Genomic DNA, 14,604 nt, shown 5'->3' on the forward strand with positions numbered 1-14,604 from the left:
CGCCGCGCAGCAGAGAACGCCTACAGAAACCGGCTCAGCAGTTTGCGCGAGTGCTTGTCCAGCGCGTTTGAATCGCGCACGCGAAACTGGAGGCCGTCGCTTGCGGTGATCAGCAGATGCGTGCGGCCTTCGAGTTTGCGGATGTCTTCTTCCGCCTTGAGCACCAGATCGAACGGGCCACGGTCGGTTTCCACGGTCCAGGTGCTGGGTGTCGCGAACGTCGATACGTTGAGAATCCGCTGAATGGTCGGCACGAATTCGCGGGCCGCGAGTTCGTCTTCGATGAGCTGGCGCTGGTCGGCCGACAACTGATCGATGTGATCGATCCAGATGAGTTCGTGGCCGTCGGTGCCGAACAGCGAGAGGCCCTCGTTGGGCGCGCTGATCGGGTAGGCACGCACCGGCAGCACGCCCACATGCTCGACGCCATCGGACGCGCGGCGCAGCGTGAGGCGACCGTGGGCGTTGCGCGAGAGTTCGAAGGCGAGGTTCGCCGGGGTCTGGCTTTGCAATGACATGTTGTCTGCGCTCTTTCTGTCTTTCTTGAGTCTCTAGCTGGCTGCTCAGATTTGCACGGAGGACCGGTTCTCATGCACCGGCTTGGCGATGGCCGTGGCATCGACGCGCGACGCGGCGTCGATGACGACGCCAGCGGCTTCGGCATCTTCCTCGGCGCGGCGCGCCTGTGCCATGTAGAGACGCCAGTACGCGCCCTCCTTCGCCATCAGTTCGTCGTGCGGGCCAACCTCGACGATCTCGCCGCGGTCCATGACGACGAGGCGGTCGGCCTTGCGCAGCGTGGACAGGCGGTGGGCGATGGCAATGGTGGTGCGGCCCTGCACGAGGTTGTCGAGCGCCTTCTGGATTTCCTTCTCGGTTTCCGTATCCACGGCCGACGTCGCTTCGTCGAGGATCAGGATGCGCGGGTCGATCAGCAACGCGCGCGCAATCGAGATGCGCTGGCGCTCGCCACCCGAGAGGCCCTGTCCGCGCTCGCCCACGAGCGAGTCATAGCCATGAGGCAGGCGCAGGATGAACTCATGCGCATGGGCCGCACGGGCAGCGGCGACGATTTCCTCGCGCGTGGCGTCCGGCTTGCCGTAGGCGATGTTCTCGGAGATCGTGCCGAAGAACAGGAATGGCTCCTGCAGCACCAGACCGATGTTGCGACGGAAGTCCGAGACCGCGATACGGCGCAGGTCCACGCCGTCGAGCTGGATCGAACCCTCGCTCACGTCATAGAAGCGGCAGATCAGATTGACCAGCGTGCTCTTGCCCGAGCCGCTGTGACCGACGAGGCCGATCATCTCGCCGGGCTTGATCTGCAGGTCCAGATGCTTGATGACCGAGCGGCTGCCGTAGCGAAAGCTCACGTCTTCCATGGTGAGCGAGCCCTTGACGTTCTTGAGCGGCACGGGGTTCTGCGGATCGGGCACATTGCTCACGTGATCGAGAATATCGAAGATGCGCTTGGCACCTGCGGCGGCCTTCTGCGTGACCGACACGATGCGGCTCATCGAATCCAGACGGCTGTAGAAACGGCCGATGTAGGCGATGAACGCGGTCAGCACACCAACCGTGATGCTGCCCTTGGAGACCAGCCAGATGCCGAATCCCCAGACGATGAGCAGACCCACTTCGGTCAGAAATGTCACGGTGGGCGTGAACAGCGACCAGGTCTTGTTGACCCGGTCGTTGGCCTGCAGATTCGCGAGATTGGCGTCGGCAAAGCGGTCGGATTCGCGCTGCTCCTGAGCAAAGGCCTTGACCACACGGATGCCGGGAATGGTGTCGGCCAGCACGTTGGTGACCTCGGACCAGACGCGGTCGATCTTCTCGAAGCCGGTGCGAAGGCGCTCGCGCACCATGTGGATCATCCAGGCGATGAATGGCAGCGGCACCAGCGTGACCAGCGCCAGCCACGGGTTGATCAAGAAGAGAATCGCCGCCGTCATCAGCATCATCAGCACGTCGGTGGCGAAATCGAGCGCATTGAGCGACAGGAACAGGTTGATGCGGTCGGTCTCCGCGCCGATGCGGGCCATCAGATCGCCGGTGCGCTTGCTGCCGTAGTAGTCAAGCGAGAGCTTGAGCAGGTGGTCATAGGTCGAGGTGCGCAGGCCCGAACCGATGCGCTCGGACACCTTGGCCAGCACGAAGGTGCGCGCCCAGCCCAGAATCCACGCCACGACCGCCGAGGCGAGCAACCCGCCGAGATAGAGCGTGACCAGACTCGGATCGATCTTCTCGCCGTTCTGAAACGGGATCAGGATCTTGTCCATGATCGGAATGGTCAGATACGGCGCGACGAGCTGGGCCCCGGTCGCCGCCAGCGTCAGCAGGAAGCCGAGCAGCAGTTGATTTTTGTAAGGTTTTGCAAATCTCCAGAGCCTGAGCAGCACCCAGGTCGAGGTCTGCGGCGCCTGTTGGCGCGCACAGGCGGGACACTCTTCGCTGTCGGGCGGCAGCGGCGTGTGGCAGGTGGGGCAGAGCGTTTCGTCCTCGTCTAATTCGGCCGGAACGGGGGCGCCGTTGCCCGGAGCCTGCAAACGGCGCTCGATCTTGTCGAATTTCTGCATCAGCACCAGCGCCTCTGGATGCTGGGCCAGCGTGAAGCGCCACAGTTCATGGCGACGATGGTCGTCGTGCAATTCCAGCGTGCCCACACCACCATGATCGAGCAGGCGCAGCGACATGCCGGGCTCGATCATCCAGTCCCGAATTGTGCCTTCCGCATTGCGAAAAACCAGACGCTGCGCCGTCAAGGCCAGCAGTCCCTTTTCGAAGCGCAGATCGGGGGTCAGGTCAACCTCGAGCGACGCCAGCACGTTTTCATCAGTACCGAGTTTTGCTCGCAATTGCTGGCCGGCGACGGAGTTCATGGCGCCGGCAGCGTCCACAGGATGGCGGTGATTTTGCATTTGGTTTATTTTTCGGCCCTAGGCACTTTCAAGACACTGATAGTGCCCATATCTGAATTGTCCATGACATCAGGGGCGGCAAGGCGATATCTTCTGTCAACGCGCGTGCCCCGTCTCAGGCTGACATCCCGTCACTCAAGTCGCAATTAACGCGCACAATGCATCCGTTGTGGTCATTTGGTCATCGACAATCCGGTTTCCAATTTGGCGTTTCAAGAATTCACTAGTTGCAATCCATGGCGACATTCAACGATATTCAACTCTTGCGCACCACCTATCTGCGCGGCCCCAGCGTCTGGACCTATCGCCCCGTACTCGAGGTATGGCTGGATCTGGGAGAGTTGGAGGACTACCCGTCCAACAAAATCCCCGGACTCAACGAGCGGCTCACGGCCTGGTTGCCCGATCTGATCGAGCACCACTGCGGCGTGGGCGAGCGCGGCGGCTTTCTGCTGCGCCTGAAGGAAGGCACCTGGATGGGCCATGTGCTCGAGCATGTGGTGATCGAGCTGCTCAACCTCGCCGGCATGCCCGCGGAATTTGGCCAGACGCGCGAGATTTCCCAGCGCGGCGTCTACCGCATGGTGTTCCGCTGCCCGAGGAAACCGTCGCCCGCACGGCGCTCGCCTACGGCCACAAGCTGTTGATGGCGGCGATCAACGATCAGCCCTTCGATCTGAAGCCCGCGATCCAGGCGATCAAGACCGAGATCAACGACCGCTACCTTGGCCCGAGCACCGGCAGCATCGTCGATGCGGCGGGTGATCGCCGCATTCCGCATATCCGCCTGAACGACGGCAATCTGGTGCAGTTGGGCTACGGCGCTGCCCAGCGCCGCATCTGGACCGCCGAGAGCGACCAGACCAGTGCCATCGCCGAAGGCATTGCGCAGGACAAGGACTTCACCAAGCGCCTGCTCGCGGCCTGCGGCGTGCCCGTGCCCGAAGGCCAGATCGTCCATTCACCCGAAGAGGCCTGGGAGGTCGCGCAGGACATCGGTTTCCCCGTGACCGTGAAACCGTCCGACGGCAATCACGCGCGTGGCGTCACGCTGGACCTGCACGCCGAAGACGACATCAAGGCCGCGTTCGCGCTGGCCCAGCCCGAAGGCTCGGATGTGATCGTCGAGAAGTTCATCGATGGCATCGAGCATCGCCTGCTGATCGTCGGCGGCAAGCTGGTCGCGGCCTGCCGTGGCGAAACGGTGAGTGTCGCCGGTAACGGCAAGTCGACGCTCGCCGAGTTGGTCGCCGTGGTCAACCAGGACCCGCGCCGTGGGCCCGAGCAGGAATACCCGCTCGACTGGATCAATCTGGATGCCGGGGCCGTCAAGCTCGAACTCAAGCGCCAGAACGTCACGCCCACGTCCGTGCCTGCGCCGGGCGAGTCGATCCTGCTACAGCGCAACGGCAACATGGCCATCGACTGCACGGACGAAGTGCACCCGGACGTCGCCTACTACGCCACGCTTGCGGCGAAGATCGTCGGCCTCGACATCGCCGGCATGGACATGATCCTGCAGGACGTTTCCAAGCCGATGAAGGGCCAGGGCGCGATCCTCGAAGTGAATGCCGGCCCGGGCCTGCTCATGCATCTGAAGCCCACCAGCGGCGCGCCTCGCCCCGTGGGTCAGGCCATCGTCGAACACCTGTTTCCCACCACCGAGGACGGCACTGGTGCGGGCCGCATCCCCGTGGTCGGCATTGTGGGCACGCGTGAAAACGCATTCGTTGCGCGACTCGTCGGCTGGCTGCTGCAGCTCTCGGGCAAGCACACGGGCGTGGCCAGCGAACAGGGCATGTTCCTGAACAATCGCCAGACGCAGAAGACCAACACCGCCAACTGGGCCGGCGCACATCGCCTGCTCACCAACCGGCTGGCTCAGGCCGCCGTGATCGAGACCACCGCTCGTTCGATCCTCGAAGAAGGCCTGGCCTACGACCGCTGCCTGGTCGGTGTGGTCACGGACATGGACGGGTTCGAAACCCTCAAGGACCACGACGTGCACGAGCAGGGACAGATGACCCGCGTGATGCGCACGCAGATCGACGTGGTGCTGGATGAGGGCGCCGGCGTGCTCAATGCCGACATCGAACAGGTGGCCGATCTGGCCCGTCTGTGCGACGGCGAAGTGCTGTTCTACTCCATGAACGCCGACAACGAACACATCGCCAAACACCGCGCCGAGAACGCCGAGGGCCGCGCCGTGTTCGTGCGCGCCAATCAGGTGGTACTGGCCACGGGCGCACAGGAGCGCGTCCTGGGCACGCTGGACGCGCTGTCCCTGCCCGGCGCGCGCAAGCCCGACACCCCGGCGCTGCTGGCCGCCATTGCCACCGCGTGGTCGATGGACATCGCGCCGGACCTGATCGGCGCAGGCATCAAAACCTTCGAGTACAACGAGATCTGAGACCGATTCCGCCCAGGGACTGGTTCCCGGCGGCGGCGCCCCAAAAGAAAGAACAAAACATGCAAGTTACCCGCGTACGAGCCCTGCGTGGCCCGAATCTCTGGACCCGCAGCACGGCCATCGAGGCCGTCGTGCATTGCGACTCCAATGAATGCGTGTACTCCGACATCGCCGGTTTTGAAGACCGCCTGCGTGCGCGCTTTCCGAAGATCGGAATACTCCAGCCTCATGGCGCCGATCAGCGCCTGTCGATTGCTCATGTGCTGGAGCTGGCAGGACTGTCGCTCCAGGCCCAGGCCGGTTGCCCCGTGACGTTCAGCCGCACGCACTCCACCATGGAGCCGGGTACCTATCAGGTCGTCGTCGAATACACCGAAGAAGCCGTGGGCCGCAAGGCCATGGAGTACGCCGAGGCGCTGATCCGCGCCGCGCTCGACGACACGCCGTTCGACGCCGACAAGGCGATTGCCGACCTGCGCGAAATCGACGAGGACGAGCGCATCGGCCCCTCGACCGGCTCCATCGTGGATGCGGCGGTCGCGCGCGGCATTCCGTTTCGCCGACTGACCTCGGGCTCGCTGGTGCTGCTCGGCTGGGGCTCCAAGGCGCGGCGCATCCAGGCCGCCGAACTCGATCAGACCAGCGCCGTGGCCGAGTCCATTGCGCAGGACAAGGACCTCACCAAACGGCTGCTGCACGCGGCTGGCGTGCCCGTGCCGCTCGGCCGTCCGGTCAAGGACGTCGAGGACGCGTGGACCGTGGCCCAGGAAGTCGGCCTGCCCGTGGTCGTGAAGCCGCAGGACGGCAACCAGGGCAAGGGCGTGGTCGTGAACATCACCACGCGCGAAGGTCTGGAGGCCGCATTCAAGGTGGCCGAGGAATTCGGCGACGACGTGATGGTCGAACGCTTTCTGCCGGGCCACGACTTCCGCCTGCTGGTGGTCGGCGGCCAGCTCGTTGCGGCCGCGCGCCGCGAGCCGCCGCAGGTGCTCGGCGACGGCCAGCACAACATCCGCGAACTCGTCGAGATCGTGAACCGCGACCCGCGCCGGGGCTCGGGTCATGGCACGGCTCTCACCAAGATTCGCCTTGACGACATCGCCATCGCGCGCATCGCCACCGAAGGCCTGACGCCCGAGTCCGTGCCCGCGCAGGGCCAGCGCGTCGTGCTGCGCAACAACGCCAACCTGTCCACCGGCGGCAGCGCCACCGACGTGACCGACGACGTGCATCCCGAAGTGGCAGCGCGCGCCATCGAGGCCGCGCAGACCATCGGCCTGCACATCTGCGGTGTGGACGTGGTCTGCGAAACCATGCTCAAGCCGCTCGAAGAACAGAACGGCGGCATCGTCGAAGTGAACGCCGCCCCGGGCCTTCGCATGCACCTCGCGCCCTCGTTCGGCAAGCCGCGCAACGTCGGCGTGCCGATGGTCGATGAGTTGTTCGCACCGGGTCAGGACGGCCGCATTCCGCTGGTCGCGGTCACCGGCACCAACGGCAAGACCACCACCACCCGCGTGATTGCGCATCTGTTCACATCGCACGGTTGGCGCACCGCCATGACCAACACCGACGGCGTGTACGTCAACGGTCGCCAGATCGACAGCGGAGACTGCTCCGGCCCGCGCAGCGCGCGCAATGCGCTGGCCCATCCCGAAACCGATGCGGCGGTGCTCGAGTGCGCGCGCGGCGGCATTCTGCGTGAGGGCCTCGGCTTCGACCGCTGCCAGGTCGCCGTCGTCACCAACGTGGGCGAAGGCGATCACCTCGGCTTGAATTTCATCACCACCGTGGAAGACGTGGCCGTGCTCAAGCGCGTGATCGTGCAGAACGTGGCTCCTTCGGGATACGGGGTGCTGAACGCCGCCGATCCGCTGGTCGCCGCGATGGCTGCGGTCTGCCCCGGCAAGGTCATCTTCTTCGCGGCCGACCGCCACCACCCCGTCATGGCCACGCATCGCGCGCAGGGCAACCGTGTGGTGTACGTGGACGGCGACAACATCGTGGCCGCCGAAGGTTCATGGCGCGAGAGCATTCCGATGCGCGAGATTCCGATCACGCGCGGCGGCCTGATCACCTTCCAGGTCGAGAACGTGATGGCCTCCATTGGTGCCGCGTGGGCCTGCGGCTTGCCATGGCAGACGATCCGCCGCGGCCTCGCGGGCTTCATGAGCGACAGCGACAACGCACCCGCGCGCTTCAACGTGATGGAGTACAAGGGCGCCACCGTGATCGCCGACTACGGCCACAACCCCGATGCCATCCGCGCGCTCTCGCAGGCCGTTCAGGCCATGCCTGCCAAGCGCCGCAGCGTGGTGATCTCGGGTGCCGGAGACCGTCGCGATCAGGACATCGTCGAGCAGACACGCATCCTCGGCCAGTACTTCGACGACGTGATCCTGTATCAGGATGCCTGCCAGCGCGGTCGTGAAGACGGCGAGGTACTGGCGCTGCTCAAGCAGGGTCTCGAAGGCGCACCACGCACCACCTACAGCACCGAAATCCATGGCGAATTCATCGCCATCGATCACGCGCTCGAGCGGCTGCAACCGGGCGATCTGAGCCTCGTGCTCGTGGATCAGGTGGAAGAAGCGCTTGAACATCTGAACAAGCGCGTCTCCGAAGCCAAATGAGCGCGCAACAGGGAAACCGACACACCATCATGCACGCCTCCATCCGCAGGTCCCTGCTGTCGGCCATTGTGCTGGCATCGCTGTCGTTTGCAGCCTGCGCCGCCGATGGCGAAAAGATCGGAACCGTGGACACCGCCTTCAAGCTGCTCGGACGCGACCACGACATCATCGTCGAGGCGTATGACGACCCGGCCGTGCAGGGTGTGAGTTGCTATGTCTCGCGTGCCCGCATCGGCGGCGTCAAGGGTTCGCTCGGTCTCGCGGAAGATCGCGCCGAAGCGTCGATCTCGTGCCATCAGGTGGGTGCCATCAGCTTTCCTCAGCCCATCCGGCAAAAGGAAGAAGTCTTCAGCGAGCGCATCTCGATTCTCTTCAAGCGCCTGAACGTGGTGCGCATGGTGGACCCCAAGCGCAACACGCTCGTGTACCTGACCTACTCCGACAAGCTCATCGACGGTTCGCCGCAGAACTCGGTGTCTGCCGTGCCGGTGGCGCATTCCACGCCGATCCCGGTGAAGAAATAAGCGGCTGCGCGTTCAGCGCCCGCCGAACTGGTCCTTGAGCCCGACCCAGCATTCCGCGTAGTCCCGATCCAGCTCGGGGCTGTCGAGCGCCGCCTGCGTGGGAATGAAGCGGTAACGGCTCTCGAACATGAAGGCCAGCGTGTGATCGAGCTTCTGCGGCGCGAGTGCCGCATGGGACGCCTTGTCGAAGGCCTCTTCATCGGGTCCATGCGGCACCATGAGATTGTGCAGGCTCGCGCCGCCGGGCTTGAAACCGCCGGGCTTGGCGTCGTATTCGCCGTAGACCAGTCCCATGAATTCGCTCATCACGTTGCGGTGGTACCAGGGTGGGCGGAAGGTGTCTTCCATCACCAGCCAGCGCGGCGGAAAGATCACGAAGTCGCAGTTGGCCGTGCCGGGCGTGTCGCTCGGCGAGGTCAGCACGGTGAAGATCGACGGGTCAGGGTGATCGAAGCTGATCGAGCCTATCGTCATGAAGTTTGCCGTGTCGTATTTGAGCGGCGCGAGGTTGCCATGCCACGCGACCACGTTGAACGGTGAACTCTTCGCAGGGGCGCTCCAGAGACGCCCGCCGAATTTTTTCACAAGCTCGTAGCCACCTGCCGATTCGTGTTCGAACGCGGCGACGGGTGCCATGAAATCCCGTGCATTGGCCAGCCCGTTCGAGCCAATCGGCCCCAGCTCCGGCAGACGGAACTGCGCCCCGTAGTTCTCGCAGATGTAGCCGCGCGAAACGCCGTCGGGCAGCGCCACCTTGAACGCCACGCCACGCGGCACCAGAATGATCTCGCCGGGACTCACATCGAGCACGCCCATCTCGGTGGTGACGACGATGCGCCCCTGCTGCGGCACGATCAGCATCTCGCCATCGGCATTGATGAGCGCGCGTCGCTCCATGCAGCGCCCCGCCACATACATGTGAACGCCGACGCCGATCTGCGCGTCCGCATCGCCATTGGCCATCATGGTGCGCACGCCGTCGATGAAGTCGATGTCCGCCACCTCGGCCGGGATCGCCGCAGGGTGCCAGCGCATCGGCTCGGGCGGCACGGCAATGTCGCGGTCGCCACCGGTCTGCCAGTGCGGCTGCGCGTACGGCGCATACCGCCCCGCCACCACCGACGGCTGACGGCGGTACAGCCAACTGCGCCGGTTGTCGCGACGCGGCGCAGTGAATGCCGTGCCCGAAAGCTGCTCGGCATACAGCTCAAGCGGCGCGCGCTGCGGGCTGTTGCGCCCGCCCGGCAACGCTCCCTCGACTGCTTCGCTGGCGTACTCGTTGCCGAAGCCGCTTTGGTAGGCAAGGGGGCGATTCGCCGTGATGCGTGAAGAGTCCATGGCGCTGTCTCCGTGCTTGAAACTCAAACCTGCCCGGCCAGCTTGCGCAGCGCCTGCTCAAACACCTCCACGGGCTGTCCGCCCTGAATCAGATGGCGGTCGTTGATGATCACGGCGGGCACCGAGTTGATGCCGTGCTGGTGATAGAACGCCTCGCGCTCGCGCACCTCGCGGGCGTACTCGTCGGATTCGAGAATCTCCTTCGCGCGCGCCTCGTCCAGCCCTTGCTCGCGCACGATGCGCAGCAGCACGGCGTGATCGCTTGGGTTCTCTCCTTCGGTGAAATAGGCGCTGAACAGCGCGTGCTTGAGCGCACGCTGCTGCTCGCTCGAACCTTGTTCGTCAATCCAGTGCAGCAGCCGATGCGCATCGAAGGTGTTGTAGACGCGGCGGCGCTTGTCCATGTTGAACGTGAAGCCCAGGTCCGCCCCACGGTCGGTGATGGCGCGCTGGTTCTGGCGCATCTGCTCGGCCGGAGCGCCATACTTGCGCTGCAGGTGTTCGATCACGTCCTCGCCTTCGGGAACCATGTCGGCATTGAGCTCGAACGGCTGAAAATGCATGTCGAGCCGCACCTGGTCCTTGACGCGCTCGGCCGCCTGTTCGAGCGCATGCAGGCCGATGGCACACCACGGGCAGGAAACGTCGGAGACGAAATCGATCTTCAGGGTCTTGGGCGCAGTCATCGCATGGCTCCAGTCATCGGGTTGAATCTGTCCGCATCGTAGTCCTGACGCGAAGCCCAAGCCTCAGCAGGGTTGAATTTCGAGCCGGTTGCGCAACTCGGTCTTGAGCACCTTTCCGTAGCTGTTCTTGGGCAGGGCATCGACAAAGCGATATGCCTTGGGTCGCTTGAAGCGCGCGATATGGTCGAGGCACAGCGTGTGGAGTTCGTCGTCGCCGGGCCGGGCGCCATCGCGCGCCACGAGAAACGCGATCACGACCTCGCCCCAGTCCGCATCGCGCTGGCCCACCACCGCCACTTCGCTGATCTGCGGGTGCAGCAGCAGCACCTCCTCCACTTCGCGCGGATAGATGTTGGAGCCGCCGGAGATGATCACGTCCTTGGAGCGGTCACGCAGCGTGAGAAAGCCGTCCGCATCGAGGCTGCCGATGTCGCCCGTGTGCAGCCAGCCATCGCGCAACGCGGCCTGCGTGGCCGATTCGTTGCCCCAGTAACCGGCCATCACCGGATCACCACGCACGACGACTTCGCCAAGCTCGCCGGTGGGCACCGCCACGTCATTCGCGCCGGCCACGCGCACTTCGACATTCGCGTGCGCGCGGCCCACCGAAGCGATGCGCTCGGACCAGCGCGGGTGCGCGGAGTCGGCAATCTGCGCGCGTGACAATGCCGTGATCGTCATCGGGCACTCGCCCTGTCCGTAGATCTGCACGAACTTCTGGCCCATGGTGTCGAGCGCGCGGCGCAGGTCCTCCACGTACATGGGTCCACCGCCGTAGACAATCGTCTTGAAGCCGCCCACATCGGCCTGCACCTGACGCACATGATCGACAAGGCGGTGCACCATGGTGGGCGCGGCAAACAGGCTGAGATGCCCGATGCTGGCCGCCAGTCCGACGAGTTCCGCCGGATCGAATCCGCCCGACACCGGCACCACATGCCTCGCGCCGCGCAGCATGTGTGCATAGTTGTAGAGACCCGCGCCGTGCGACATGGGCGCCGCGTAGACCATCGCGTCATGCGCCTGCACGTCGTCCACGTCGGTGAAATACGCCATGGTGGCAGCGAGCAGGTTGCGGTGCGTCTGCATCACGCCCTTGGGCCGACCGGTCGTGCCCGAGGTATAGAACAGCGATGCCGTTTCGTCGGCGTTCTTTTCCTGCATGGCGAGGCGTTCGCCCGCGCTCCTCCAGGCCTGCCATGAAGCAGTACCGAACACGAGCAGATCATCTTCGTGCGCACCGGCCTCGATTGCCGCCGACTGCAACTGGGCCGAGACGCAAACGACGCGCGCGCCGGAGTTCTCGAGAACGTAGGCAAGCTCCTTGCTGTGCAATTTGTAGTTCACGGGAACCGAGATTGCACCCGCCCAATGGATCGCATGCAGGGCCTCCAGATATTGCGTGCAGTTGGCGGAAAAAATGGCCACGCGGTCGCCCGGGCCCACCTTGCAGCGCTCCCGCAGGTGCCGGGCGAGCCGCGCCACGCGGTCTTCGAGCGTGCGGTAGTCGCATACCAGCTCTGCGCCGCAAAACACGGCAGGACGTTCACCATGCGCGAGTGCTGCTCGATGAAGCAACTGCGAAATGTTCATCGCGTGCGCTCCAGGACGCTCACATAGTTGGCGACGGCCGAGCCGCCCATGTTGAAGACGGCGCCCAGTTTGGGATCGCGCACCTGGATGTCGCCGGCCTCGCCGGTCAGTTGCATCGCCGACAGCACATGCATCGACACGCCGGTCGCGCCGATCGGATGGCCCTTGGCCTTGAGGCCCCGGACGCATTCACCGGCAGGCGTCCGTCCCGCATCACCGTGCCGTCTTCGATCACGCGGTGGCCCTGGCCCGTCTCCGCGAGACCCATGGCCTCGTAAGTCAGCAGCTCCGCAATCGTGAAGCAGTCATGGACCTCGGCAAACGACAGATCATTCACCACACAGCCCGCCTGTTGCAGCGACTGCTGCCACGCACGGCGCGGGCCTTCGAACTGCACCACGTCGCGCCCCTTCATCGGCAGATAGTCGTTGACCTGTGCGCGCGAGCGAAAACTCACGGCGCGCTCGAAGTCCGCGATGGCTTCGTCACTGGCCAGAATCAGCGCGGCGGCGCCGTCGGAGACCAGCGAGCAATCCGTCTTGCGCAATGGCGCGGCGATCATCGGATTCTTTTCCGAGACGGTGTTGCAGAACTCGAAACCCAGATCACGCCGCATGTGCGCCCATGGGTTGAGCGTGCCGTTGGCGTGGTTCTTCGCGGCGATGCGCGCAAGCGTCGCCGCGTGGTCGCCGTAGCGCGCAAAGTAGTCCTGCGCGATGCTGCCGAAGATGCCGGGAAAGCCTCCGTCGCCCGGCTGCACTTCGCCCGAATAACCGCAGTCGCCGAGAATGCGCGTGACTTCCGCGCCGCTCACTGCCGTCATTTTCTCGGCACCGATCACGAGCGCGATGCGCGCACGTCCGGACTCGATTGCGTCGCACGCCGCATAGACGGCGGCGGACCCCGAGGCGCAGGCGTTTTCAAGGCGCGTGGCAGGCTTCCAGCGCAATGCCGGATCTGCCTGCAACGCAAGTGACGACGCGAAAATGTCGGGCGCAAATCCGCCGTTGAGGTTGCCCAGCCAGACCCCATCCACGGCGCTGCCGTCGATGCCCGCGTGTTGCAGGGCCCCGGTTGCCGACTTGGTGATCAACTCCTGCAGCGACAAGCCATCCAGCTTGCCAAATGGTAGATGCGCCCAGCCCACGATCGATACACCCATGATGATCTCCTTGAATTGCGTTGCGTTGGTGGTTCAATGGGTGCATGGTACGAAGCACCGCGCGCCCCGTACAGTCGCGCAACTACCCTAGGGTTAACACCAGCCATGACCGCCAGCCTCTTCGACGACGACCCGCATCAGCGAGCACCGCTCTGGCTGGGCGAGGAGGCGGTTTTGCTGAAAGGCCTGGCACTGGCGGATGCCGATGCGATGATGCGGGACATCGAAACCATCACGCAATGCGCGCCCTTCCGGCACATGGTCACGCCGGGTGGCCGCGCCATGTCGGTGGCGACCAGCAGTTGTGGTGATCTGGGCTGGGTCAGCGATCTGCGCGGCTATCGCTACGCCCCCACCGACCCGGAATCGGGCCAACCGTGGCCCGCCATTCCGGAGCGCTGGCTGCGGCTCGCCATGCGCGCCAGAGAGCTTGCCGGTTTTGCGTCGGCTGGCGACCCCGATGCCTGCCTGATCAATCGCTACGCTCCGGGGGCGCGGCTGTCGCTTCATCAGGATCGCGACGAACGCGATTTCGGCGCACCCATCGTCTCGGTTTCCCTGGGCCTGCCGGCTGTTTTTCTGTGGGGCGGTGACAAGCGCTCCGATCCCTATCGCACAATTCCTCTCGAACATGGAGACGTGCTGATTTGGGGCGGCGTGGATCGTCTGCGCTTTCACGGCGTGCGACCCGTGGCCCAGGGCGGATCGCAGCAAGCGCCGGGCTTTCGCTACAACATCACCATGCGCAAGGCGGCATGACGACTCGAAAAGCCCTGATGTCTCCCCATTTCAGGTAGGGCTATGGAGGCCAGGGGTTATGGTTGAGCAATATGCGCTAGGATTTTGAGCCGGGATCAACCCATAGCACGCGGCCTGTGGTCACGTGGCGTGGGAATCTTCCAATGGCACGATGACCATTGAAGTCTGCATTCATCTTTTTTCATTATTTGCACAAGGAGTGGCGTGCGCGTTCTATACGTTGAAGACAATCAACAGCTCAGAGAGTCCATCACCATGCTGCTGCAGAGCGAAGGGCGGCTTGTGTCCGCGTGCGTCAACGCCGAGGACGCACTCGCCCTTGATGCCAGCGAGCCCTTCGATCTGGTGATCACCGATGTCACGCTGCCGGGCATGTCGGGGCTGGAGTTCAGTGCGCGCCTGCTGAGCGCCGATGCGGCACGCCAGATCATCGTTTGCAGCGGCTACCAACTGGATCGGGAAATCGGCGAACTCGGCGGCCGCAATGTCCGCACGCTCGTCAAGCCGTTCGGCATCGACGAGCTGGAATCGGTGCTGGATCGGGTTGAGGCATCGCTTTCCAGCGAACGTTGAGCGCT

General features: G+C 64.4%; 9 protein-coding genes and 2 pseudogenes. 5 read left to right on the forward strand and 6 right to left on the reverse strand.

Going from position 1 to position 14,604, the window contains the following annotated elements; genetic code table 11:
* Positions 1–20 precede the first annotated feature (20 nt).
* A complete protein-coding gene (locus tag H9K75_RS08550) occupies positions 21–518 on the reverse strand; it encodes a cyanophycin metabolism-associated DUF1854 family protein (protein WP_187725439.1) in 498 nt (165 codons plus the stop codon).
* Between the two features lie 45 nt (positions 519–563).
* Positions 564–2,921, reverse strand: coding sequence for a cyanophycin metabolism-associated ABC transporter (locus H9K75_RS08555; protein WP_187725440.1), 2,358 nt, complete (start codon positions 2,919–2,921; stop codon positions 564–566).
* A gap of 236 nt (positions 2,922–3,157) precedes the next feature.
* Here H9K75_RS08555 and H9K75_RS08560 point away from each other — a divergent pair.
* From H9K75_RS08560 to H9K75_RS08570, 3 genes and pseudogenes are all read left to right on the forward strand, one after another.
* Positions 3,158–5,331 (forward strand): annotated as a pseudogene (locus H9K75_RS08560) (cyanophycin synthetase).
* A 59-nt stretch (positions 5,332–5,390) separates the two neighbouring features.
* Complete coding sequence (cphA, locus tag H9K75_RS08565) at positions 5,391–7,964, forward strand: cyanophycin synthetase (RefSeq protein ID WP_187725441.1); 2,574 nt, start codon at positions 5,391–5,393, stop codon at positions 7,962–7,964.
* Positions 7,965–7,993: 29 nt separating this feature from the next.
* Entirely contained in the window at positions 7,994–8,488 is a 495-nt protein-coding gene (locus H9K75_RS08570; RefSeq protein WP_187725442.1) for a CreA family protein, read from the forward strand.
* A 12-nt stretch (positions 8,489–8,500) separates the two neighbouring features.
* Here the strand turns inward: H9K75_RS08570 and hmgA are convergent, their stop codons facing one another.
* The 4 genes and pseudogenes from hmgA to H9K75_RS08590 form a co-directional block, all read right to left on the reverse strand.
* Positions 8,501–9,826, reverse strand: a complete 1,326-nt coding sequence (hmgA, locus tag H9K75_RS08575) for a homogentisate 1,2-dioxygenase (RefSeq protein WP_187725443.1) — start codon at positions 9,824–9,826, stop codon at positions 8,501–8,503.
* A gap of 23 nt (positions 9,827–9,849) precedes the next feature.
* Positions 9,850–10,512, reverse strand: a complete 663-nt coding sequence (locus tag H9K75_RS08580) for a DsbA family oxidoreductase (RefSeq protein WP_187725444.1) — start codon at positions 10,510–10,512, stop codon at positions 9,850–9,852.
* A 63-nt stretch (positions 10,513–10,575) separates the two neighbouring features.
* Complete coding sequence (locus tag H9K75_RS08585; protein ID WP_187725445.1) at positions 10,576–12,105, reverse strand: AMP-binding protein; 1,530 nt, start codon at positions 12,103–12,105, stop codon at positions 10,576–10,578.
* Positions 12,102–13,267: pseudogene (locus tag H9K75_RS08590) on the reverse strand (acetyl-CoA acetyltransferase). The gene H9K75_RS08585 and the pseudogene H9K75_RS08590 overlap by 4 nt, the downstream one beginning before the upstream one ends.
* A gap of 105 nt (positions 13,268–13,372) precedes the next feature.
* Here H9K75_RS08590 and alkB point away from each other — a divergent pair.
* Entirely contained in the window at positions 13,373–14,026 is a 654-nt protein-coding gene (alkB, locus tag H9K75_RS08595) for a DNA oxidative demethylase AlkB (protein WP_187725446.1), read from the forward strand.
* Between the two features lie 255 nt (positions 14,027–14,281).
* Positions 14,282–14,599, forward strand: coding sequence for a response regulator (locus tag H9K75_RS08600; protein ID WP_264293992.1), 318 nt, complete (start codon positions 14,282–14,284; stop codon positions 14,597–14,599).
* Positions 14,600–14,604 lie beyond the last annotated feature (5 nt).

Source organism: Diaphorobacter aerolatus (assembly GCF_014489535.1).
Taxonomy (GTDB): Bacteria; Pseudomonadota; Gammaproteobacteria; order Burkholderiales; family Burkholderiaceae_C; genus Diaphorobacter_A; species Diaphorobacter_A aerolatus.